The organism is Alteromonas australica (assembly GCF_000730385.1).
Classification (GTDB): Bacteria; Pseudomonadota; Gammaproteobacteria; order Enterobacterales; family Alteromonadaceae; genus Alteromonas; species Alteromonas australica.
Genome location: NZ_CP008849.1, coordinates 2,797,687 through 2,820,890 on the forward strand (window position 1 = coordinate 2,797,687; position 23,204 = coordinate 2,820,890).

The following is a 23,204-nucleotide window of genomic DNA, read 5'->3' on the forward strand; positions in this document are numbered from 1 at the left end:
CTTTTTTAAAATGTGACACTCATTGCCATGTGTTTGTGCTTATTCTGATGATCAGACACAGTAACCTGTACACCTACCTCATCCTCACACCACTTGGTGACTTGAACCTTACTGGGGAGATACACCGGCCGCTTAAACGAGCAGGTGAGTTTAGAAATATCCCGCTCTTCGTTTTCCATTAAGCTTGAAAGGCTTCTTGCCAAGGTCCACATACCATGGGCAATGGGCTGGTGGAAGCCAAACAGCTTCGCAGTAAGCCCATAAAGATGTATAGGGTTATAGTCACCGGAGAGTTTCGCATAACGCCTGCCTGTATCCGCCGTCACCGTTAATTCATCAATGGGTGTTTCCGTCTCATCGTCACACGTACTCAGACTATCCAGTGACACAGGTTTGGGCGCAACATGCACCGCTTTTACTTTTACAAGATAACTGCTTATGGCTTGGTAAACACGCTGACCTTGCTGAAATGCCTCAAGCAAAATATCAAATTCCCAGCCTCGGTTATGGGGGCGAACGTCGCCAAACCTTACGCGGCATTCAAAAGGCGCGCTAAGGTCACAATCACCTAGAACAGAGATATCATTCTTGCCATGAATCAGCCCAAGTAATGGGAAGGGGCTTTTTTTATCTAGTAGACACTGCATTTGTAACGGTAGTGACAGCATTTGCAGATAAACAGGATGCATATGGTGACTTTTAGGCCAGTGCATTTCCTGGCAGTACGCCGCGTAGTGTTTATTGTCCACGTTGATCTGTTTGGAATAGATGCGAGGTGGAAGTACCGGTGGACGAAATTGCATAAGCTGACGGGTGTCAACCCGTTTAAACAACGCTTTTGAATATTCACGAAACATCAGTCGTTTTCCTTGTTTCTGGGTGAAGGTTTGTTTGGGCTAAAACCCGACAAAGCCTTCTGTAATCGCGCGCTGGGCATTCACCTTTCAGTACCCATCGCAGATGTTTAGATGACCGCTGATACCAATAATCAGAAGGTTGATAGACAGACAGTGCAACACCCCAGGGCATAATCTTCGATTCGGGATGAAGGGTGTAAACGTGATCTGCCCCTTGCTCTTGCGCCGAAGCATGCAAAATAAGCTGCCCTTTTGCTGTTAGTGTATATACCTCAATTTCGCCTAACTTGTCACAAACGAATACGTCTTTTATACAAAGCGTAACAACAATTGCGGCAAGAAAAAACAAGGGTGTGTAAGCATATGATGCCACTTGCGAAGGCATACACGCGGCACATATGATTAGTGACGCTAAGGGTAGCACCACCTTGTATTGGCGCAGTGATGAATAGTGTAATGTAAGCCTATACTTTGACACGGTTTACAATGGTAGCCACCATGTCTGCTAGTTCAGGGTCATCACATTTTTGATGCCCCATTATCCACGCAAACAAATCGGGGTCATCACTGGTAAGCAAGCGCTCGAAAACGACTTGTTTTTCGTAAGTTAAATCGCCGAAGGCTTCTTCAACAAAAGGCAATAACAACACATCAAGTTCTAACATGCCGCGACGGCACGCCCATTTGAGTCGGGCTAGTCTTTTCTGTTCAAACATATTCGCTTTCTAGTGATTAGGACATGGGGGATATTATCATGTACTTCGTCTGTTGATCACTGCCCTTTTAGTCTGATTCACCGTGTTTTTGTTGTACATGTGTGTGAGCATAGCGAATGGCTTTGCTATGGGAAGACAATGAAACTTAGTTTACTCTGGCATTTCGCACTTTTTTAGCTCGTTATCCTTGATATCTTGTATTCTCCCCTCACCTTAGACCTATTAGGGTCTCAAATTCGTGTTTTGAATTAGTGGAATATTAAATGACAGCTTTATCAACGCTTTCTGCTTTACCGTCTAGCTACGCCGTTCGCTTGACTAATCAAATGCTCATTAGCGCAACGGGGGAGCAAACAGACAGTTACCTGCATGGTCAACTCACCGTGAATATTAACGACCTAGATAAGCATCAGGTAAGGATTTGCGCGCATTGTGATAATAAAGGTAAAACCTGGTCGGTGCCTTATGTTGCGCGGTTTAATGATGGCGTGGTGTTGATTTCAAATAAAGACGCAGGCACACATTCACTGGCACAGCTGAACAAGTATGGCGTATTTTCAAAAGTGGATATTGTTGATGCTAGCGAGGCATACCATCATTATTTTATTAGCGACGCGCTTGCCAACTCGCTTTGTAAGTCGTTCTTTGACAGCTTGCCAGACTCGCCGATGTCTTCCGCCAGTAGTGCAAACGGCTTGTTATTTAAAACCCCTTATACTCAAGCAGGGTTTTACGCGCTGATTACAGCCGAGCATGCTGAAGCATGGGAAGAAAAGATGGCAGAGGCAGTAGAGGCCATATACGGTCAAGCTGTTTTCGATGCCATACTCATTGACAACCTTATTCCTACCTTAAGTGAGAGCGGCGTAAACGAATACATTCCACAAATGCTTAATGTGCAAGCCGTTGAGGGAATAGATTTCGACAAAGGCTGTTATATGGGGCAAGAAGTCGTGGCTCGCACGCGGTTTTTGGGAAAGAACAAACGTGCCGCTTATAGCTTTACCTTGAACCACGCAACCTCGGTTGCACCAGGCGAAACCCTTGAAAAACAACTAGGTGAAAACTGGCGACGGGCAGGTAACATAATTGCCACCGCAAAGTTGCAAGCAGAAACCTGGTTGATGGCTGTTCTGTCTAACGACACAAAAGAAACAGATTGCCATCGTTTGGCAGAAAATCCAGACATAACCTGCTACCCTAACACACAACCTTATAATATTGAGCAAAACCCGAGCAATATTATAAAAAAGCGTAAATAGAGATTGCGCACACTTAATCACATTCATCGCCTCATTAAGAGGCCCAAAAACAGGATTATCTATGACCATTACTTCTGATAGCGTTGTCAGCCTTCACTACACAGTTTCCACTGAAGACGGCACTGAACTAGATTCGTCGGCAGGAAAAGCGCCATTGGTGGTACTACAAGGTCGACGTTTTCTTATTGAAGGCTTAGAAGAAGCCCTCATTGGTAAAGAGAAAGGTGACAAATTCAATTTATCTGTTGAGCCTGAAAAGGCCTACGGGGAACGTGTAGACGCCCTAGTTCAGCGCGTACCTCGCACTATGTTTGACGGCATGGACGTGGAAGTAGGTATGTCTTTTAGAGCAACTACGCCTGAAGGCGAACAGTCGGTAATTATCATCGAAACCACTGAAGATGAAGTGGTTGTAGATGGTAACCACCCGCTAGCCGGCATTCCGCTGACCTTCGACGTTGAAGTGGTTGACGTACGTGACGCAACAGAAGAAGAGTTAGCCCACGGCCATGCTCACGCAGGTGGGAGTTGTGGCGGCGGTGAAGAACACTAAAGCGCAGATAAAAAAGGGAGCCGATGGCTCCCTTTTTCGTTATTACGCAAATACTTAAAGCCAACCTTGGCTAATCGCCTTTAAATTGCTTCCTCGTTTTGCTCCCCGGTGCGGATACGTACCGCACTCTCTACGTTGTAAACAAAGATTTTACCGTCACCAATTTTTCCAGTTTTCGCTGAGCTCTCAATGGCCTCAATGGCTTGCTCTACACGCTCATCATCAAGTACCAGTTCTATCTTGATTTTTGGAAGAAAATCCACTTGATACTCGGCACCACGATAAAGTTCTGTATGGCCTTTTTGGCGACCAAAGCCTTTCACTTCTGACACTGTCATGCCAGAAATACCTACTTCAGCGAGGGCTTCACGTACATCATCCATTTTGAATGGTTTAATAATGGCTTCAATTTTTTTCATAGCAACTACTCATCATAAATTGTGGGAATAGGAACACGCTTGTGCTGGGTACGTTGATAAATATAAAGAAGTTTCTCATCGACATCCGCTGACACTGATTTTCCCTCTAGAAAATCGTCAATTTGGTCGTAGGTCATTCCCAGCGCTTGTTCATCTGCTTTTTGCGGCGATAGCGACTCTAAGTCCGCTGTGGGTGCTTTGGTGATAATATTGTGAGGCGCCCCCAAATGCGCTGCAACTTGCCTCACTTGACGCTTACTTAATCCAAACAATGGCGCAAGATCACAGGCACCATCGCCATACTTAGTATAAAACCCTGTTATATTTTCTGCTGAATGATCTGTGCCCAACACTAAGCCATCCACTAAACCGGCAATTTCGTATTGAATAACCATGCGTGTACGGGCTTTAACGTTACCTTTGACGAAATCAACTTTTGCGTCACTGTCAGGAAGCAGCCCAGTGTTTGCTAGCGCTTCAGTGGTAGAGGTATGAATCGCGTCAGCACCTGGCTGCACATTTACCGTTACCGACTGGCTAGGCTGAATAAAGTCGATAGATGCTTGGGCATCCTGTTCATCGGCTTGCGTGTCATACGGAAGGCGAACAGCAATAAACTGGTAGTTTTCGTGTTTTTCTTCGTTTAGCTCGTTTACGGCCAATTGCGCTAACCGCCCCAATGTACAAGAGTCAATGCCACCGCTAATACCTAGCACAAGGGCATTTAACCCTGAGGCCAGAAGTTGTTTTTTAATAAACGAGACTCGACGAGCAACCTCAAAGGCTACATCAATGTCAGGCAGCACTTTCATTTCTTCAATAACTGCTTGTTTTTGCATCATAATATCCACGTTGTTTGTAGGCGTCCTGAGATATGAGTTTACGATAAACTAAGGCTAGATGTTAGTGTTATTCGTGGGTTTACTATTGCCAATAACCTAATATTATCATCACGTTCCATGCTTAGTATTACGGATGATGCTTACCTTCCGATTACTATACCCTATTCTAACAGGATTAGTTTACTCTACACGGTATGCTATGCAACGCTTCTATTTAAGCGATAGCGGCGTCAATAATCAATGTTAATTAAGGTTATGTAATTTACTGTGTCTTATCCAGCTTTGTTTGCCAGCCCCCGCAAGCATAAGGGCCTCACACTACTTGAGATGCTCATTGCCATTGCTATTTTAGCCATTTTAGTGGCCACGGTTACCCCTAGCGTGTCGAATATACTTACGCAAAACCGTATTACCTCAGACGTCAACCGCCTTAGCGCCTTGGCACAACACGCCAGATTTACCGCCATCAACGAGCAGCTTACCGTTACGCTTTGCGCCACCACCGATTATATGGATTGTTCGTCTGAATGGCGCAACGCAAAGATGATATTTATTGACACCAATAGCAACAGCAAAAGAGATGATGATGAAAGGTTAATTGCCACGTCAGACCCTATACACCAACGCAATGTTATCAGTGGTGTGACTGACCCTATATTGTTTGCGCAAGAGGGTAGCAGCAGTATCCGTACTACCATTACCTTATGTCCAGACAACCAAGATACCACGTTTGCAACAGCGCTACTGATTGCCCTACACGGTAGAATTTCCATCGCCATAGATAGCAACGACGACGGAATAAAAGAAGATCTTAGTGGCGACGAGTTAACCTGCGAATAAACATTCCCGCTAGAGAGTACACGATTATCGCCAGCATGCTAAAGGTTCGGTCGCTAGCGAAGTAACCGTAAGTTTTCTACACGCTTCCTCTTCACTTAAAAATAACAGGGTGGCAGTAATAGAATAGTCCCCTGCACTGGCTTCGTCCTCAGTAACACTGACGCTCCCATTGTCAAACACCGGCAATTGCGATAATGACCGATACGTGCCCTCGTTCATAACAAAGTAGGCCTGTTGAATTTGTATATTTAACAGATACGTCATAACTTGATACCGCAGAGCACTTTCGCGCTGAGCTTGATAGCTGGGTACGGCGACAGACAGCAATATGCCCACTAACGCCATTACCACCAGCAGCTCTAACAGGCTATACCCATAGCGTATTGTCACGCATTCATACTTATTCACACCCATAGTACAGCTTCCTTCTTTCCGTATTTTATTTATGCTCAATTTATCAATGACTGAACACGCTAATAACCGGACAAAAGCATGGTTTTCTTTTTTCAACGCGGGGCAAGCTTAATGGAAAGTATGATATGCGTGGCCTTAATGGGCCTAATGACAACCCTGGCTGCCCCTTCCTTTCTTCATTGGAAAAAGCAAACTGAGTTTGTTGGCGCAATTCAGCATAGCCACTTGTTTATTCAGCATGCGAGAAGCTACGCACTGAGTCATAGACGCAAGGTTTATCTCTCTTTCGATCCCAGCCAATCAGGCTGTATTGGGCTGTCTACGCAGGGTGCCTGCGATTGCCATGCCAGCGATGCATGCCAATTAGATAATCAAACCTACCAACTCTCTTTATCCCAGCTAAGCGCCACCCTGACCCTTAGCAGCAAAAAGGTTACTACCATCAGTTTTGATGGCATTCATGGATTGGGCTTTTCTCTGGCATTGACGCTATTTGTTTCAAACTCGTCCCACAACGGCAAAATCGTGCTCAGTAATTTTGGACGAGCTCGTTTTTGCGCAGATTCTAATGAATTAACGCATCGTGGAGTGCCCCAGTGTTAAGACGCAATGGATTTACGCTTGTGGAGCTTATGCTCTCTGTAGCCATAGGGGCAGCATTCCTGACTTCTGCCATCACGTTTATGCTTACGCTGGGACATTCTATGTATCAAATACAGCAACAACTCACCCTAGAAAGCGAGCTTAGGCTATTAACCCAAACGTTGACGCTGCAACTTTCCCGCGCAGGCTATGTGGCGAGCTCCCACGATACATCTACGTTAGTTAATCAGCTAGCCCTCAACGGTACTTTGGCCAACATTCACGTGGGGCATCACCCTAATGCGCCTCAACACTCCTGTGTGCTTTTCGCTTACGATAAAAATAAAGATGGCGCTATTTCCTTAGCCTCGCCATCAGAACATTTTGGGTTTCGCCTGAATAACAAAGCGTTAGAGTTTAGAGTAGCGGGGAAATCCTGCGAAGCCAGCGGGTGGCACGACATTACCGATACCCGTAAAACGTATGTGTCAGCGTTTGAAATAAAACCCAAACAAGCGGGGCAGCCAGCATGGGTAGTGACTCTCACCTTACAATCTGCCCAACAAGCAGGGCTAACATCGAGCCGCACTTTTTTAATAAGCGCAACCAATGCACACCCGTTTTAATCCACTCCCCCAAGAAAAAGGAGCTGTAGCCCTCGCAACCATGGGCATATTGCTCAGTATTGTGAGCCTGTCGCTATGGGTAGTGAGCCAACGGTTGACCAACGAACTGCAGATGGTGAGACGTGGGCTTGTCTATAACCAGGCGTATGCTCAACTGCATGCCCGGCATGCCTCAATAGCAATGCAATTAAGAACTGCCGATATTAATACCCTGCAAAGTCTGGAGAGCGAGCAGCTAGATATCGCTTACCAAACGTTTATTAATAGCAATAATACCCGCAGTGTTCTATTCACTGTAACCCTCTCATTAGTGTCGCCGAGCCTACATATTAAACAAGATTTTTTTCGTTTCTCCAGCCTCTTCTGGTTTCCACTACAAGCCGTCACCAGCGACCAATCAAACCTCACCCAAAAGCTGTTTAATCGGGACTTCGAACCGCTTTCTGCTTCCCATTTTCAGCACATCCTAGAGGCACAAAAGCTGGGTTCACAAGAAGCGTCAAACCGCCAAGCGATGTCGAAAGAGTCAGTGATTTGGGTAGAAGGTAATTGGGAACTGCCTGACGACACTCAACTTGGTTCCCTTGACGCGCCTGTCTTAGTGATTGTAAAAAATGGCAATATTGCCCTAGGGAACAGGGCATCTTTTTATGGCTTATTGGTACAACTCGACGCTGAATCAAACCGCCGCAATGCGACGCTTGAACATGGCGCTAAACTCTTCGGCGCTTTGGTCACCAACGGTCAGCTAACGTTAAACAACTACGGTAACATTATGTATGAAAAAAATGTGCTCTCTGCCTTGCAGCAACGGGCTGAATTGCAAAATATCTATCCCGTTCCACATAGCTGGAACGACTTCGACTAAACGTCGGGTCGCCCCCCACGCTAGTGCTGGATTTGCGTTACTAGATGTGCTGTTAGCGGCAAGTCTGTTTGTGGTTGGTATGCTGGGTTTCTTGCTCTTTCACCATCAACTGTATTCGCAATGGCAACATGCCGTGGCAATACAAAATGAGTATGATGAATATGCGTTATCGCAGATTAACCCAGCATTGATGTTTTCACCTTTGCAAAAAACAGATGTTGAGCGACTTGCCCCGTTTATTCCAGCTGAGCAAAATAGCAACTAATGCGTTAGCACGCCCAGCAAAATTCGCCGGCGTCTAACGACCCATTGTTGTTCTCATCCCACCCTTTGCGGCCATCGCTGTAATAAAACAATGCACCGTTGCTGGCTTGTGAGGTACCTTCTACAGGAGTAGCTTTTAGCTGATAGCTTAAGGCGTCTGCAGATAAAATAGTGAGGTTGTAGCGTTTATTCGCTTCAGGTTCGGTGGCGGGAGAATAGCTTGAGAATATACTCGGGGTGCCGGTATTTCCGCCGTTTTCACCCGCGCCAGTATAAGAAAAACCACCACTGTGATGACGCTCCATGGCCGCCGCAAAAGCCATAAGATCGGCCTGCGCAGTACGCTGGTAGCTACTGACAATGGTTGACTGGTACGAAGGATAGGCAATGGACGCAATTATGCCAATAATGGCAACGACAATCATGAGTTCAATTAAGGAAAAGCCACGTTCTAAGCTAGAGTGTCTCATTATATTTACTCATTCCTCTCGGTTTCTGAATGCCACGCGCCGCGCTGAATTCGTTCAAACTTTCCGTAGATATTCTCAGCCAAACAAGCGAATGCCGATGTACATGCTTCCTCATTTCCCTCTTCATCCACCTGGATAACCGCAGAAACACATTCAGTGCCTAAACACACCACAGGGCTTACTATGTCCTCTATCAATATTTTAGTTTCCGGCGCAATCCCAGTTTGCTTTAAGTCGGCGTATCTATCTCCACTGTCTAAATCACCATTATTATTGAGGTCGCTTACGGCGTTTCCATTAAACATATTAACCAAGTATGCGCGGCTATTGCCCGTGGGTGGAGCACACGCACTCGTACTCGATACCGCGGGCACATAAGTGGTAAAGAATACCTTGTAGTCTATGATTAAGGGCGACGCCAATACCTTTTCGCCTTCGGTGGTCAATTCAATGTACCACCCTGCTTTGTTGGCAAATTCAGCCGCCGCAATCGCTTGCTCACTTTCATCAGTGCTGGTTAAGCCATGTTCCGTGGCATTATAAAGCTGCGATTCACTGATGGTAGACATGAAAGTGTAATGACCGTCGCTATCACGATTAAATACACCCTCATCTTTTATTAAATAGAAATTATCCTCAATGGTGACATCAAGGGGAGACGCTCGCCATCCGCTGCCTATTGCCACGCCATAGTAAAGCTCATCCCCTAGTGCTATTTCTGTGACGTCCGGACCGTAAAAAAATCGCCGATGGGTTTCAGCGGTATCTCCGCCAAAATCGGCAAGCCTTGCGCCTTTCACAAAATTGTCTCCCGTTTCACCATTGTAAATATCGAAACGAAACAATTGCCCGCCCATATCCGCGGCGTACATGTGATCAGCGAAGCCGTCATTGTCTCTATCAATAACAGAAATTCGCGCCGGTATGCTGTAGTTCATATGCTCTAGGTTTACGGTGGCATCACTGTTACTAGCAGACCAAAGTAAATCTCCGGTGTCTGCATCAAACATAAACACCGCGTTGCCCACGCCATCTACGCTGCGCACCGTTTTATCATCCTGCGCCACGTCGTAGCCGCCGCCCACGATCATCACATTTTTCTCTTCTGTACCGTAACGCACCTTGGTGATAGTCGGCCGGGACCAGGTTTGACCCAGTTTTTCTAACCCTACCGTTCCCCCTTCAATCATAAACTTCAGCGTTGGTGAAGTCTTTTGGGTAACGTCAAACACGTAGTAATTGTTACCGCCTCTACGCATACCTAGATAGAGATAGGTACTATTGCCTACCGTGCGAAGTACCATGTCACCGTCCAAGCCATATTTGTGCTCAAACGTGGAAATATCCTGATAAAAATGATGTAAGTTCGGCAATAGGCTGCGGGGCATAATGGCAAAATTTTCTTCCCCTGTTGCCGCATCAATGGAGTGCAACATGCCATGATTAGTAGCAACGAAAATAGCTGAATCTGTCTCACTATAATTGACGATAACCGGTTGAGAATGAATAGGGTCTCCCATTTGAAGACGAATATCTGTGGTGTCACCATCGCCATCACTGTCTTTAACATCAACCCCTCGCGCCCATTGAAGCAATGTGGTGCGCAGGTCTTGTGCATCAGTTTCATCTTCAATACCTAAATCTTCCACTGTGATACTGCTATTATCTTCATGAAGCACATTGCTCGAACTCGTTATTACCCCGTTTGCATTAAACACATAAAGGTGACGGTTGGCAGTCATTTTACTGGCTGCGCCTCCCTCCCTAACATCATTGCCATCAGCAAGTACCGACCAATAACTGTGGGAGTTTTCAGCGAAAAAGCCCGTCACGCTGTCTACCGCATCCAGCCCGTTTTTATCCAGCACTTCATCACCATCTAAACGATAGCGTTTTAGGTTGCCGGGCCAAATAGCCCCTTCACTGGGTTTAAACAAAGCAAAATACAATTCGTCTCGGTGCGTTAATCGGTTGAGTTGGTTTACCGCAACACCGGGTGAAACAAAGGTGGCGTTAATGTCTTTCACTGAACGTAAAATAGTATTAAAGGCGTCCAGTAACTCTGTGCTGTTGTCCGCTTGGTAAAAGCCCCCTCCGCTTTGCAGTGCTAACTGATTGAGAAAATTATTGGCGGAGGTATTTGCCGCAAAGCCTATAGTGTGAGTAATAACGCGTCTATCGATAGATGACGTCTCTGACTCGCTAATATCTCTGACCAAATCTAAGCCACATTTTTCCCCTCCACTTCCTGTACAGCTTTGATTAAGCAATGCCTCAATTCTCGACACACTATGATTGTTGTTCGCCTCGCCATCAGACAGCAGCACAATATGATTGTTTGTTTGACACTGTAGATCATTGACAGGAGAGAGGTATGTTGCACCACTGGGGATATATTCATTGATGCAATCACTATCAGATAAGTTATCGTCCGTGCACCCGCTAGGGCGTACCGGATCACTTCCTAAATAGCTACTTCTGTGACTCACTCGCGTATTCTTTCGTACCGTATTAGATACATTGTAATTACCCCGCGCTAATCCCCAATCAACCTCTCTACCACCATAGTAATTTACAGCTTCATACAGTGTATCTACGATGGGTGTGTAACCACTTGCGCTAAGTTCGTCCACTTTACTAATAAGCAGCTCCCTCACTGTTGAACTCGCCCCTGGCGTAGCATTCCCATTAAATTTCACCACCAGTCGAGGGGCTGCAGAGGGCACATCGTTGTAACTATACACGCCTCGATAACTAGTAAAATCACTGAATACAAACGCCATCGCGTTACCGGGCTCCCAGCCCGGACGATTCACGATGTCAGACACAATGGATGATAAGTCTGGCGACGTGTAATCGGAGTAACGCCTGAAACTTGGCATAGACCAGGTTACGCCAGAGGTTTTATCTAGGTCTCTTAGTTGATGACGATAGTTAGGGTAAAAGTCGTCGGCATCATCATTGGCTACGGCTTGAATCTGCATACTGGCACCGCTATACCTGTAGGTATCATAAGCCGTGAATTCTAGATACGCCTCGGTTATTGTTGCCCCTTGAGGAATATTAATGTTCTGAAAACGAATACCAATATAGTTGTTGTAATAGTCACTGAAAGTGAGCTCTGAACCTGTACTTTCATAGCCGCGATAATCCTCTTCAAGATTATCGCGAGAACTAGACACCTGATAAACTGCTTCGCCGCCAATACAACCTGTGGCGGTACTATCGTCGTAAACCACCACCAACTGAGGCGCACCACCTTGCCCTGAATCGAATGCTCTCGCTAAACGGTGACTTGCGGCATCTGAACTTGTGCCTTCAACGAATAGAGAAAGGTCTTGTCCACCACACCAGCTAGATAAGCCAACGATTTCTTCGATAACGGACGAGATATCTGGACTGGTAACGATTTCTCCAGCCGCGGGAAAGTCATTATCTGTATCCCACTGCACTTGCGCACTCGTTTGCGTGCGTGTAGATAGATTTGACGCAGCGGTAGAAAATTCAGCACTGTCGGCATTCGCCTCCCCTTTGATGGTAAATTGAGTGCCGGCAACATTGAATTTCTCGGACGTAAAACGAAGGTAAGCACTAACAATGGTAGCCCCCTGAGGGATGTTCATATCACTAAATCTCAACCCAGTGAGCACCGTATCTGTACCTGAACTTAGCACCAGTTCATCATCGGTAATATCTACATTGCCATTAATTTCATAACCGTCATGATTTGACGCGCTGGTGGATGTCACCAATTCTGGGCGCACCGCGTCATCAATTCCTTGAATGGGATATAAAATGGGCCCGCCGTAGTCAGAAAAACGCATTAACCCCGCATTGATATTTGTGGCTGAACCGAGCGCATCTTTGAGTGCATTTTGTACCCGTAACATGCGAGATTGACCGGTATTGTCTGTGCTGGTCATACTGCCTGACGTATCCATTATAAAAAGCACGTTAGGGTTATAGGTTACCGAGTTAGCTGACGAACCTAAGTAAATATCTAAATCGTCGGCCAGTGCACTTACACCTATGCAGGCAAACAATAAACATGAGGTGATAAAGCTGATAAGCCGAGACATGCACACTACCTTACTATTGAGATGCAGGGCCAAACACTGACGCTGCAAGTGTATTGGCAACAGTAGAAGGCTTTCCATCTACCTTCCCACAACCACGAATGATAAATACATGACAATTGACATTACTGCCGCCAATGACATTGCTTGAGCCCCTACAGGCTTGTTCACGTATAAATGCCGTACGTGACCAGCTTTGGGTCGCTGGGGTGCTTTGATAATTTTCCGAACCTATGTTCTGCTTGCCTATTTCTAGCGCTCCGCTGGGCATTTGTCGGTTGGTCCAGGTGTTTTCATCAAAGCAGCTTAAGGTATTGACCTGAGGGTCATAAACATTCCCTTGCCGGGCTTCGGACAGCGGGTCAGTAAGGTTAGCATCAGACAAAAGCACTTCATCTTCAGATTCAAAGAACACGCCGGCAATGGCTGCTTCCGCCGCATCAAATGCCAACCCTGCTTGCTGGGTAGACATCGCCATTTTCGATTGGGTTAAACTACTAGAGACTGCACTTATCCCCAAGATGGTTAACGAAAGCAGCACTAGGAGTGCGAATACCATAACTAACCCTTGTTGCTTCATCCCGACGTCCTCACGAGGTTTTTCATGTTTCTCAAAGCAATGGTTTTGCTAAAGACTTGGTAGTAATGATCGGTGGAAACAGAAATGGCACTTTCGTTGAGCAAGGCAAATTTCTTGGCTGTGGTTTGTTGTACTTGATTTTGATAGCTCGCTAATAACAGCGCCCAGCGAAGTGACACAACCTGTTGATTTTGGTCTCGATAGGCGCCAACTTCATCGGCAGTGATATAGGTAATGGTTTGCCCATTAGAAACATCCATGGTATCACTCACGCCAAATTGCACGTGAAAACGATGAACATTATCGAGTAATACAACACTGGTAGGCGATACCGTTTGTACTTTAAGCCCTCGTAGCACCCGCCCATCATACCCCGTGCATTTAAACTCGTTGCCACTAAGGTAATAGAGGTTCACCACATGAAATTCATCGTTATTAAGATACCCATGACGATTTCCAGTGCAGTCTTGGGAAGCCAATTTGCTCACCATCAGTGTATCACTGCTACCACTGCCACTTTGTGTACTGCCTAACAAGGTATCGGAAACAAAATCACCGGGTACAGCCACAGGATGATTTTGTACATAGGCCGCCTCTACCACAGGATCTACGGTGTCATCTATTGATGTTGTAATACCGTCATATCTACCTACCTCGAGCAACTCCTGCGTGAGCCTATGGGTAATAAATCGGCCAGATTCTTGTACCTGAGAAACGGCTTGGTTGAGCGTATTCGTAATATTGCTACTCACAAGCACTTGAATGACGGCACCGGAAATGACTAAGCCCAGCACCAATGTAATCATTAACTCAACCAAACTAAAGCCTGATGATGACTTCATAGCACAATATCCTTATACACACAGGCAAGGCGCTGACTGTCATCATTATTACAGCGGGCGTTGAGGGTATATTGCTGGTGGCCAGAAGAAGCCACCGGCCAATTTACGTTCACTTCAATACGAGAGCCTGGGCTGCAAATATAAGGGTCGTTGTTATTATTATCAGTACAAGACAAAGCAATTTGGGTATTAGGGTTGGTTTGTACCGCAGCACACGACAGCACCCAACCGTCGTATTGAGCCATGTCGACTTCACTGCAGCTTGCGCCCTCACAATTGGGAATGGCGGCCGGCTTCGTCAAGCAATAACAAGTACTTGGATGGGTGCTAGAGGTACAGGTTAAGCCACTAAAATTAAACGCCCCTTCATCAAAATAGGCATTATTAACAACCATGCCGTCACCTACCGTGGCGGGGCGCGCGGCAATTCGAAGGCGCTCTACCACTTGTGCGGCGACAAACTCCGCCTGGGTACGGCTAATGGCATCGCGATTAGCGAAAGAACCGGTAAATTGAAGTGCAGCTACCCCTAGCAAACCTACTGCCAAAATAAACAAGGTAACCAAAATTTCAATAAGCCCCGCACCGCCTTGTTTACCAGCGGGTGTACGAGAGGACATACACTTCATATTCACCTGAGATACATCAGCTTAAAATTATTATCAGTGTAGTAGTCTAGAGCAAAAACGCGTGGCAACGGGTATCGCTAACAATTCAAACGTATAATCGGCTTATGAACAATCACTTAGGTAATTTTTGTATCAGTCTTTCTTGGTGCAACAAAGATAAACACTTGGGCGTAAAAGTTGATGGGGAAATGAAAGCACATTTACAGTACAAATAACCTATAAAAAAACACCGTCGATGGCGGTGTTTTTTACTGTGTGTAGATGTCTATTAGAGTGGCTAACTCACTTGTTTTACGCGAAGCTCTTTAGGCACAGCAAATTCAACGTTTTCTTCCCGTCCAGCACGCTCACTGGCTGATACTGCGCCCCATAGCTTAAGTTTATTGACCACCCCTTGTACGAGTACTTCTGGTGCAGAAGCACCGGCGGTAACACCAATATGCTCTACACCTTCAAGCCATGCTTGTTGAATACAATTGGCATCGGCTATGAGGTAGGCTTTTGCGCCGATTTTCTCAGCAAGTTCGCGAAGCCGATTAGAATTTGAGCTGTTTTGCGCGCCCACTACCAAGAGCACGTCGCAGTCTGTGGACAAGTCGCGAACGGCGTCTTGCCGATTTTGCGTAGCATAGCAAATATCGTCTTTACGTGGCCCTTGAATATGGGGGAATTTTTCACGCAGTGCATCGATGACATCCGCGGTATCATCCACCGATAGGGTCGTTTGACTACAGTAATACAAGTTGGCAGGGTCTTTAACTACCAAGGTGGCAACATCGGCTTCAGACTCCACCAGATAAATGCCTCCTTCGGCATTACTGTATTGCCCCATGGTGCCTTCCACTTCAGGGTGACCAGCATGACCAATTAAAATACATTCTGTGCCGGTTTTACTGGCACGGGTCACTTCCATATGGACTTTAGTCACTAACGGGCAGGTGGCATCAAACACTTTTAAACCACGTTCATCTGCTTCTTTTCGGACGGCTTGCGAGACACCGTGCGCAGAAAATATCACAATGCTGTCGTCTGGAACTTCATGCAATTCATCAACAAAAATAGCGCCACGTTCCCGTAACCCATCTACCACAAACTTATTGTGCACAACCTCATGACGCACGTAGATAGGCGGCTGAAACATTTCTAGCGCCCGCTCAACAATGGTAATGGCGCGATCAACACCGGCACAGAAGCCTCTTGGATTTGCGAGATGAATTTGCATAGTTACTTTTCACCTTGTTGAGAATTACCCGGGTTAACGTCAATAATTTCTACATCAAAAATCACCGTTTGCCCAGCGAGCGGATGATTGAAGTCTACAGTAACAGAGTCCCCTGCGACACTACGAATGATACCTGGAATTTCACTACCATCGGGTTGTGAGAATGCCAAAATCATACCTTCCTCAATCTTCAAATCACTACCAAACCTGCTTTTTTCCATATAATGCACATTATTGGGGTTAGGCTCTCCAAACGCATCATTTGCGTTTAAAGTGAAGGCTTTCTTATCGCCTTTCTTCAACCCTAATAAGCAGGCTTCAAAATTCGCCGTCAAACTGCCGTCACCCATTACCATTTTCGCAGGCTTATTGTTAACACGGGTACTATCGGCAGCCGATCCGTCTTCCAGCTTTAAATCAAAGTGCAGTATAACTTCACTGTCTGCACCAATTATCATGGTATCTGTCATGTGGCCTCCGGTTACTTCTGTGAGGTATTGGGTGCGTCAGTTTTTTTGTTCTTATCACCGTTTTTGATCATGTCGATAATAAGTAACGCAGCACCAATAAAAATAGCACTATCTGCAATATTGAACGCAGGCCAGTGATAACCGTTCACGTAGAAATCTAAAAAGTCGATAACGTAACCATGCACAAGTCTGTCATAAACATTGCCCAAGGCGCCACCGAGAATAAAAGAAAATGCCACCGGCAGAAGGGTTTGGTTTTTAGGCGACTGCTTAAGCCACCACAAAATAACCCCACTCACTGCCATCGCAATGGCCGTGAAAAACCAGCGTTGCCAACCACCTGCACTGTCTAGAAAACTAAAAGCAGCGCCGTAGTTGTGTACATAGGTTAAATTGAAAAAAGGCAGAACCTGCACTGATTGATACAGTGAAAGGCTATCCATTACCGCATATTTGCTCCATTGATCTAAGGCAAATGACAGTATGCTTATCCATAAAAAGCGCAGCCCGGTTTGTCGAAATATCGACAAACCAGACGCTGACGGGTTAGAGGCAGGCGCAGAATTATGCATACTTGCGCGCTTCCCCTTCGCCTTCAATGTTTGTAACACAACGGCCACATAACGCTTCGTGCTCCTCATGTGAACCCACATCTTCACGATGGTGCCAGCAGCGTACGCATTTTTCGCCACTCGCCTTGCCTACGGTTAACCATAAACCGTCAACGCTTGTTTCTTTGGCACCTTCTGGCGCGCTATCTACTTTGGTAAGCGTTGCGCCTGACGTAATAAGAACAAAGCGAAGCTCGTCTTCTAATTTAACCAGCACGTTATATAGCGATTCAGACGCATATAGTTCAATGCTTGCTTCTAAAGACCCACCTAGCTCGCCATCTTTACGGGCTTGTTCCATTGCTTGGTTTGCCGCGTCTTTCACGCTTAAGACTTGATGCCATAGGTCATCGTTAAATGTATCGCTTTGGGTAAAGCCATTAAAACCTTCATACCAAGTTTCGGTAAATACAAACTCGCTGCGTTCACCTGGCAAGGTTTCCCAGATTTCTTGCGCGGTAAAGCTCGTAATGGGCGCCATCCAACGTACCAGCGCTTCCACAATGTGGTACATCGCCGTTTGACATGAGCGACGCGCAAGACCATCGGCTTTCGCGGTGTATTGACGGTCTTTAATTACGTCCAAGTAGAACGAACCCAATTCGATTGAACAAAAATGCATGAGCTTTTGCGATACCACTAGCAAGTCATATTTATCATACGCTTCGATAAGTTCTGCTTGCAGCGCTTTAGCACGGGCAACAATCCATCGATCCAGTGCCACCATATCTTCTTCAGCCACAGCATCTTCTACTTTAAAGCCGTTTAAGTTTGCCAGTAGGAAGCGTGACGTGTTGCGAACACGACGATAAGAATCTGCTGCGCGCTTAAGAATTTCATCGGATACTGCAATTTCTCCGCGGTAATCTGTAGACGCGACCCAAAGGCGAAGAATATCAGCGCCTAGCTTATTAGTAACTTCCTGAGGTGCAACAACATTACCTACCGACTTCGACATTTTTCTGCCGTGTGCATCTACCGTAAAGCCATGGGTTAACACTTCTTTGTAGGGCGCATGTCCATGCATGGCGGTTGACGACATCAATGACGACATAAACCAACCACGGTGCTGGTCTGAACCCTCTAGGTACAAATCAGCAGAAGCCGGAATATCATCGCGACGGTCTACAACAAAGTAGTGGGTGACGCCTGAGTCGAACCACACGTCTAACGTGTCAGTGACTTTTTCATAATTATCTAGCTCGCCCGCCAGTAGCTCAGCGTCATCCAGATCCCACCAGGCTTGAATGCCTTTAGCTTCAACTTCAAGGGCGACTTTTTCCATTAATGCAGCAGACTCAGGGTGAATTTCACCGGTGAGTTTATGCACGTAAAGAGGAATGGGCACGCCCCAGGTACGCTGACGTGAAATACACCAGTCAGGACGGCCCTCTACCATTTTCTCAATGCGGTTTTGGCCCCAATCAGGGATCCACTTAGTTTGCTTAATTTGCGCTAGGGATTCAGCTCGTAGGCCTTTTTTATCCATGCTGATAAACCACTGAGGCGTAGCACGGAAAATAATGGGCGTTTTGTGACGCCAGCAATGTGGATAGCTGTGCTCGTATTTAACATTAAGAACAAGGTTACCCTTTTCTTTTACCGTTTCAATGATTTCATCGTTGGCTTTAAATACGAACTTACCCGCAAACAGCGGTGTATTTTCCAAATAAACACCGTTGTTGCCCACGGGGTTATAAACTTCGATATCGTACTGTTTACCTACATTGAAGTCGTCCACACCATGTGCAGGTGCTGTGTGAACACAACCCGTACCTGAATCGGTGGTAACGTGCTCACCCAAAATAAGAGGGACTTCTAGGTCAAGAAATGGGTGATTGACTTTAAGCTTGTCTAACACAGCACCTGTACATGTTGCCACTTCCCGGAAATCCTCTACACCGTAGCGGGTCATGCAGCTTTCAAGCAAATCTTGCGCAACCACTAGCCATTCACCTGACGGTTGTACTTCTACAATGGCGTAAGTCAGTTCAGGGTGTAGGCTGATTGCGCGGTTAGCAAGGAGCGTCCACGGTGTGGTGGTCCAAATAACAACGCCCGCTTTGTGGTCAGTCAAATCATGGGTTGAAACACCGAACGCTTGTGCAATGTCGGCGGTATCGGCAACCGGAAACTTCACGTCAATGGCTGGCGATACTTTATCTTTATACTCGACTTCTGCTTCAGCCAGTGCTGAACCACAATCGGTACACCAATGCACTGGCTTAAACCCTTTTTCTAAATGGCCAGAATCAACGATTTTGCTAAGCGCACGGATAATGTCGGCTTCAGATTTGAAGTCCATGGTTTTATACGGGTTGTCCCATTCGCCGAACACACCTAAGCGTTTAAAATCGGCCATTTGACCGTCAATTTGCTTTTGTGCGTATTCGCGACATTTTTGACGAAACTCCGCTGCCGTGACCTTTTTACCCGGTTTGCCTACTTTCTTTTCTACCATCAACTCAATAGGTAGACCATGGCAATCCCAACCTGGCACATAAGGAGAATCGAAATCAGACAGGTTCTTCGATTTGACAATAATGTCTTTTAGAATTTTGTTAACCGCGTGACCAATATGGATATCGCCATTTGCATAAGGAGGGCCATCATGAAGAATAAAAGGCTTTTTGCCTTTTTTCGCTTCACGGATTTTTGAATATACCCCTTTTTCCTGCCAGTCTTTAAGCATTTTAGGCTCGCGCTGGGCTAGGTTACCGCGCATTGGAAAGGCGGTTTCTGGAAGATTTAATGTGGCTTTGTAATCACTCATAAAATTGTAGTATCCGGTTACCTTTAATAATACCCGATACCGGAGTTGGTATCGTTAAGGCGTGTATTGGTCAAAACGGTTTCGCTGCGAGCAGACTTTATCACGTTTAACTATTCTAATAACAGGCGCGCTTGGTTTGCGTCCTGCTGTATTTGGTCTTTTAGTGCCTCAAAAGAAGCAAATTTTTGTTCATTTCGAATTTTAGCCACGGGATAGACCCATATTGGCTTCCCATAGAGGTCGCTTGCTAAATCGAAGATATGCACTTCTAATTGATTTCTTTCACCGTCTAGTGTGGGACGAGTGCCAATATTGGCCACGCCCTTGTGCATTTCATTGTTTATTAATACACGCACGGCGAATACCCCATGAATGGGGGTGCGACAGCGCTTTAACAATACATTTGCGGTAGGAAAACCGATGGTACGGCCTTTCTTCTCACCATGTACTACCTTGCCATAAATTGCGAAGGGCCTGCCGAGCATGTCTTCCGCCAAACTAAAATCGCTGGCATCCAAGGCACTGCGCACTGCCGTTGAGCTAATACGATGCGCATGCATCATGAAGCTTTGTGTGCTGACGACCTCAAACCCGTACATTCGGCCAGCGGCTTGTAGCATAGCAAAATCACCTTTACGCCCATTGCCGAAGCGAAAATCATCACCCACCACCAAAAACTTAACCCCCAGTTTGTCCACCAGCAGGTCATGCACAAATGTATCGGCACTTTGGCGAGCAAAGTCGGCATTGAAGCGAACTGCAAGTAACCTGTCTACCCCTTGCGTTTTTAAAAGCTCGTATTTTTCTCTTAACGGGCTAATACGCGCGGGTGCCCGATGAGGTGTAAACACCTCCTCTGGTTGAGGTTCAAACACCATCACAGTCGCGGGTAAATCAAGCGCACGTGCTTTTTCAAGCACATTACTCAGTACCGCTTGGTGCCCAAGATGCACCCCATCGAACTTGCCGATAGTGAGCACGCAACCGCGATGAGAAGGTTTTACGTTATTAAGCCCGCGGATAAATTCCACAATTAGCTACTGCCTTTGTTTACTGCTTGAATAATGAAAGCTCGCGATTATAAACGACCCAGCTAGGATTACCAATAATCAGCCGCCTCCACTTCTAAAATGTCGTGGTCTTGCACCTAAAACAAGCATACAAAGCCCAAATGTCACCACAGATACCCCAATGGTTAACGCCACATGACTCACTTGTGCAACGAAATCGAGATTAAAAAACGCCACGCCTTCATCGCGATAAAATATGACTAACCCCATGGCAACGCTTGCCAATAATACTCGGGCGATAAACCCTACGGATGTTCTGCTTAATACAAACACACCCTGTTTATGCAACGTCAAATAAAGCAAAAAGGCATTTAACGTGGCCGATAAGCTGGTAGCAATGGCTAAACCAATATAACCAAAAGGAAGAGCAAAAATTAAATTGAACACCATATTCGCTATCATGCACCAAATACCAAATTTAACCGGGGTTTTTGTATCCTGACGGGAGTAAAAACCAGGCGCGAGAACTTTAACCAGCATAAAACTAAGCAGCCCAAACGCGTAGGCAGTAAGTGAATAAGAGGCCATGGTAGCGGTGTGGGCAGTAAACGCGCCACGCTGAAATATTACCGTTAATATGGGCCGCGCCATGGTAGCCAGCCCCACCGCCGCGGGTATACCTAATAGGCATACCATTCTAAATGCCCAGTCAATATTGGCTGCAAATGCCTTGGGATCTTTACTAACATGATTTCGTGATAATGCGGGCAAAATCACAGTGGCAATAGCAATACCAAACAAGCCCAGCGGAAATTCTAATAAGCGGTCAGAATAATACAGCCAACTGATGGAGCCCGTAACGAGAAAACTCGCAATAAAGGTGTCGAACAATAAATTGATTTGCCCCACAGACACGCCGAATAATGCGGGGATCATTAATGTTCTTACTTTCACTACATTTTTATCGTGCCAGCCCCATTTTGGCTTAACCAGCAAACCTGCACGAAAAAGAAACGGCAACTGAAAACTAAATTGCACAATTCCGCCTAGAAATACCCCCCAGGCTAGTGCAAAGGCCGGCTGCTCTAATTCAGGCGCCAAATAAATAGCGCACAAGATAATACAAACATTGAGCAGTACTGGGGTAAAGGCTGCCACGGCAAATTTATTTAAGGTATTTAAAATTGCCCCAGCTAACCCAGTAAGAGAAATAAAAGCCAGGTAGGGGAAGGTTATTTTTAGCATCGTGGAAGCAAGTAAATATTTATCTCCCGCTGGTTCGCCGTTTAGCCAAGATAAAAACCACCCGGTACCGAATAGCGCAGCCAATAGAGGGGACGCCACTATGCCTATGAATGACACTACAAAAACAATAGCACCTAAAGTACCTGAGATTTTAGCAACAAAAGCACGAAGTTCGGCTTTATCATCTTGTTGGTGAACTTCTGTTAATACCGGAATAAAGGCTTGCGCAAACGCCCCTTCGGAAAAAAGACGACGTAGGAAATTGGGAATTTTATTGGCGAAGAAAAATACATCTGCCGCCGCTCCGTCTCCCATTAGACGGGCAACCACAACATCTCTTGCCAATCCAAGAATACGCGATAACAACGTCATCACGCTAACAACAAGCCCTGATTTAATTAACTTTCGAGACACCCATGTCGCCTTTTTTTGATAAATCATTTCAGTACGAAGCGTGACATAATAGCGAAAGGCAGTGTGCGGCGAAATGCCTTATTAAAAATAAGGTGCATCTTGTGCGGATAATTTGCTATAATCCGCGCCCGTTGTGGGTAGCAGTGAAGGCTTAGCCATTACGAACCTGTAAGTCGCAAACGATATATTCTTTAAGTTCGATTGATAAAAACCTGTAAATGCACCTTATATATAAGGTAAGTGAAAGGTTTTCATCACGTAGGGATAAAATCGTTTGACATTTACCTGTTTGCTAGGCACAATCCGCACCCTCGTTTTTGACATGAATTTATTTTGGGAGTTACACCTTGGCTAACATTAAGTCTGCTAAGAAGCGTGCAATCCAAGCCGAAAAGCGTCGCCAGCACAACGCTAGCCGTCGTTCAATGACTCGTACAAGCATCAAAAAAGTAGTTGCTGCTATCGCTAGTGGCGATAAAGAAGGTGCACAAGCTGCACTCGCTGCTGCTGCTCCTGTACTTGACAGAATGGCTACTAAAGGCTTGATTCACAAGAACAAAGCTGCTCGTCATAAGAGCCGTCTAGCTGCACAAATTAAAGCACTAGGCTAATCTTAAAG

General features: G+C 45.9%; 25 protein-coding genes. 8 read left to right on the top strand and 17 right to left on the bottom strand.

Translation table 11 applies throughout. The features are described 5' to 3' along the window. Positions 1-5: 5 nt before the first annotated feature. From EP13_RS12370 to EP13_RS12380, 3 genes are read right to left on the bottom strand one after another with little or no spacing between them, the layout of a single operon-like run. On the bottom strand, positions 6-857 hold the full coding sequence (locus tag EP13_RS12370; protein WP_044057560.1) for a MaoC family dehydratase: 852 nt from the start codon (positions 855-857) through the stop codon (positions 6-8). After that, positions 847-1,335: a protein YgfX gene (locus EP13_RS12375; RefSeq protein ID WP_332309669.1), complete on the bottom strand. Its 489-nt coding sequence runs from the start codon at positions 1,333-1,335 to the stop codon at positions 847-849. Before EP13_RS12375 ends, EP13_RS12370 begins: the two co-directional genes overlap by 11 nt. Further along, positions 1,322-1,573 (bottom strand): FAD assembly factor SdhE, encoded by a 252-nt coding sequence (locus EP13_RS12380; RefSeq protein WP_044057562.1) that lies wholly within the window; start codon positions 1,571-1,573, stop codon positions 1,322-1,324. The genes EP13_RS12375 and EP13_RS12380 overlap by 14 nt, the downstream gene beginning before the upstream one ends. A gap of 263 nt (positions 1,574-1,836) precedes the next feature. Here EP13_RS12380 and ygfZ point away from each other — a divergent pair, with 263 nt between their 5' ends. Both ygfZ and EP13_RS12390 read left to right on the top strand, forming a co-directional pair. After that, complete coding sequence (gene ygfZ, locus EP13_RS12385) at positions 1,837-2,835, top strand: CAF17-like 4Fe-4S cluster assembly/insertion protein YgfZ (protein WP_044057563.1); 999 nt, start codon at positions 1,837-1,839, stop codon at positions 2,833-2,835. A gap of 61 nt (positions 2,836-2,896) precedes the next feature. After that, positions 2,897-3,388: an FKBP-type peptidyl-prolyl cis-trans isomerase gene (locus EP13_RS12390; RefSeq protein ID WP_044057564.1), complete on the top strand. Its 492-nt coding sequence runs from the start codon at positions 2,897-2,899 to the stop codon at positions 3,386-3,388. Between the two features lie 80 nt (positions 3,389-3,468). Here EP13_RS12390 and EP13_RS12395 read toward each other — a convergent pair whose 3' ends face one another. Together EP13_RS12395 and nadE are read right to left on the bottom strand one after the other, a co-directional pair. Next, complete coding sequence (locus EP13_RS12395; protein WP_044057565.1) at positions 3,469-3,807, bottom strand: P-II family nitrogen regulator; 339 nt, start codon at positions 3,805-3,807, stop codon at positions 3,469-3,471. A gap of 5 nt (positions 3,808-3,812) precedes the next feature. Then, positions 3,813-4,646 (bottom strand): ammonia-dependent NAD(+) synthetase, encoded by an 834-nt coding sequence (gene nadE / locus EP13_RS12400; protein WP_044058961.1) that lies wholly within the window; start codon positions 4,644-4,646, stop codon positions 3,813-3,815. A 270-nt stretch (positions 4,647-4,916) separates the two neighbouring features. Here nadE and EP13_RS12405 point away from each other — a divergent pair, with 270 nt between their 5' ends. Beyond that, positions 4,917-5,489 (top strand): GspH/FimT family pseudopilin, encoded by a 573-nt coding sequence (locus EP13_RS12405; protein WP_081869499.1) that lies wholly within the window; start codon positions 4,917-4,919, stop codon positions 5,487-5,489. Positions 5,490-5,513: 24 nt separating this feature from the next. On the opposite strand, the gene EP13_RS18910 is transcribed toward EP13_RS12405, so the two are convergent. Beyond that, positions 5,514-5,903, bottom strand: coding sequence for a type IV pilin protein (locus tag EP13_RS18910; protein ID WP_052364387.1), 390 nt, complete (start codon positions 5,901-5,903; stop codon positions 5,514-5,516). A 111-nt stretch (positions 5,904-6,014) separates the two neighbouring features. Here EP13_RS18910 and EP13_RS12415 point away from each other — a divergent pair, with 111 nt between their 5' ends. The 4 genes from EP13_RS12415 to EP13_RS12430 are packed head-to-tail and all read left to right on the top strand — an operon-like array spanning position 6,015 to position 8,244. Continuing rightward, positions 6,015-6,506: a GspH/FimT family pseudopilin gene (locus tag EP13_RS12415; RefSeq protein ID WP_197035929.1), complete on the top strand. Its 492-nt coding sequence runs from the start codon at positions 6,015-6,017 to the stop codon at positions 6,504-6,506. Beyond that, a complete protein-coding gene (locus tag EP13_RS12420; RefSeq protein WP_044057567.1) occupies positions 6,500-7,111 on the top strand; it encodes a prepilin-type N-terminal cleavage/methylation domain-containing protein in 612 nt (203 codons plus the stop codon). Before EP13_RS12415 ends, EP13_RS12420 begins: the two co-directional genes overlap by 7 nt. Beyond that, entirely contained in the window at positions 7,095-7,979 is an 885-nt protein-coding gene (locus EP13_RS12425) for a hypothetical protein (protein WP_044057568.1), read from the top strand. Before EP13_RS12420 ends, EP13_RS12425 begins: the two co-directional genes overlap by 17 nt. Positions 7,980-8,025: 46 nt before the next feature. Beyond that, a complete protein-coding gene (locus tag EP13_RS12430; RefSeq protein ID WP_044057569.1) occupies positions 8,026-8,244 on the top strand; it encodes a hypothetical protein in 219 nt (72 codons plus the stop codon). 4 nt (positions 8,245-8,248) lie between these two features. Here the strand turns inward: EP13_RS12430 and EP13_RS12435 are convergent, their stop codons facing one another. The 11 genes from EP13_RS12435 to murJ form a co-directional block, all read right to left on the bottom strand. Continuing rightward, positions 8,249-8,713, bottom strand: a complete 465-nt coding sequence (locus EP13_RS12435) for a type IV pilin protein (RefSeq protein WP_044057570.1) — start codon at positions 8,711-8,713, stop codon at positions 8,249-8,251. A 5-nt stretch (positions 8,714-8,718) separates the two neighbouring features. Beyond that, positions 8,719-12,792: a PilC/PilY family type IV pilus protein gene (locus EP13_RS12440; RefSeq protein WP_044057571.1), complete on the bottom strand. Its 4,074-nt coding sequence runs from the start codon at positions 12,790-12,792 to the stop codon at positions 8,719-8,721. A 13-nt stretch (positions 12,793-12,805) separates the two neighbouring features. Next, complete coding sequence (locus EP13_RS12445) at positions 12,806-13,369, bottom strand: PilX N-terminal domain-containing pilus assembly protein (RefSeq protein WP_044057572.1); 564 nt, start codon at positions 13,367-13,369, stop codon at positions 12,806-12,808. Further along, positions 13,366-14,211, bottom strand: coding sequence for a PilW family protein (locus EP13_RS12450; protein WP_044057573.1), 846 nt, complete (start codon positions 14,209-14,211; stop codon positions 13,366-13,368). The genes EP13_RS12445 and EP13_RS12450 overlap by 4 nt, the downstream gene beginning before the upstream one ends. Continuing rightward, positions 14,208-14,831 carry a type IV pilus modification protein PilV gene (pilV, locus tag EP13_RS12455; RefSeq protein WP_044057574.1) on the bottom strand — a complete coding sequence of 208 codons (624 nt, stop codon included), beginning with the start codon at positions 14,829-14,831 and terminating at the stop codon, positions 14,208-14,210. Before pilV ends, EP13_RS12450 begins: the two co-directional genes overlap by 4 nt. A 286-nt stretch (positions 14,832-15,117) precedes the next feature. After that, positions 15,118-16,062 carry a 4-hydroxy-3-methylbut-2-enyl diphosphate reductase gene (gene ispH, locus EP13_RS12460; RefSeq protein ID WP_044057575.1) on the bottom strand — a complete coding sequence of 315 codons (945 nt, stop codon included), beginning with the start codon at positions 16,060-16,062 and terminating at the stop codon, positions 15,118-15,120. 2 nt (positions 16,063-16,064) lie between these two features. Beyond that, positions 16,065-16,532 (bottom strand): FKBP-type peptidyl-prolyl cis-trans isomerase, encoded by a 468-nt coding sequence (gene fkpB / locus EP13_RS12465; protein WP_044057576.1) that lies wholly within the window; start codon positions 16,530-16,532, stop codon positions 16,065-16,067. An 11-nt stretch (positions 16,533-16,543) separates the two neighbouring features. Continuing rightward, positions 16,544-17,104 (bottom strand): signal peptidase II, encoded by a 561-nt coding sequence (gene lspA, locus EP13_RS12470; protein WP_044448012.1) that lies wholly within the window; start codon positions 17,102-17,104, stop codon positions 16,544-16,546. Further along, on the bottom strand, positions 17,097-19,916 hold the full coding sequence (gene ileS / locus EP13_RS12475) for an isoleucine--tRNA ligase (protein ID WP_044057577.1): 2,820 nt from the start codon (positions 19,914-19,916) through the stop codon (positions 17,097-17,099). The genes lspA and ileS overlap by 8 nt, the downstream gene beginning before the upstream one ends. A gap of 110 nt (positions 19,917-20,026) precedes the next feature. Then, on the bottom strand, positions 20,027-20,947 hold the full coding sequence (gene ribF, locus EP13_RS12480) for a bifunctional riboflavin kinase/FAD synthetase (RefSeq protein ID WP_044057578.1): 921 nt from the start codon (positions 20,945-20,947) through the stop codon (positions 20,027-20,029). 78 nt (positions 20,948-21,025) lie between these two features. Continuing rightward, positions 21,026-22,585 carry a murein biosynthesis integral membrane protein MurJ gene (gene murJ / locus EP13_RS12485; protein WP_044057579.1) on the bottom strand — a complete coding sequence of 520 codons (1,560 nt, stop codon included), beginning with the start codon at positions 22,583-22,585 and terminating at the stop codon, positions 21,026-21,028. A gap of 347 nt (positions 22,586-22,932) precedes the next feature. On the opposite strand from murJ, the gene rpsT reads away from it, so the two are divergent. After that, positions 22,933-23,196, top strand: coding sequence for a 30S ribosomal protein S20 (gene rpsT, locus EP13_RS12490; RefSeq protein WP_044057580.1), 264 nt, complete (start codon positions 22,933-22,935; stop codon positions 23,194-23,196). Positions 23,197-23,204: the final 8 nt, after the last annotated feature.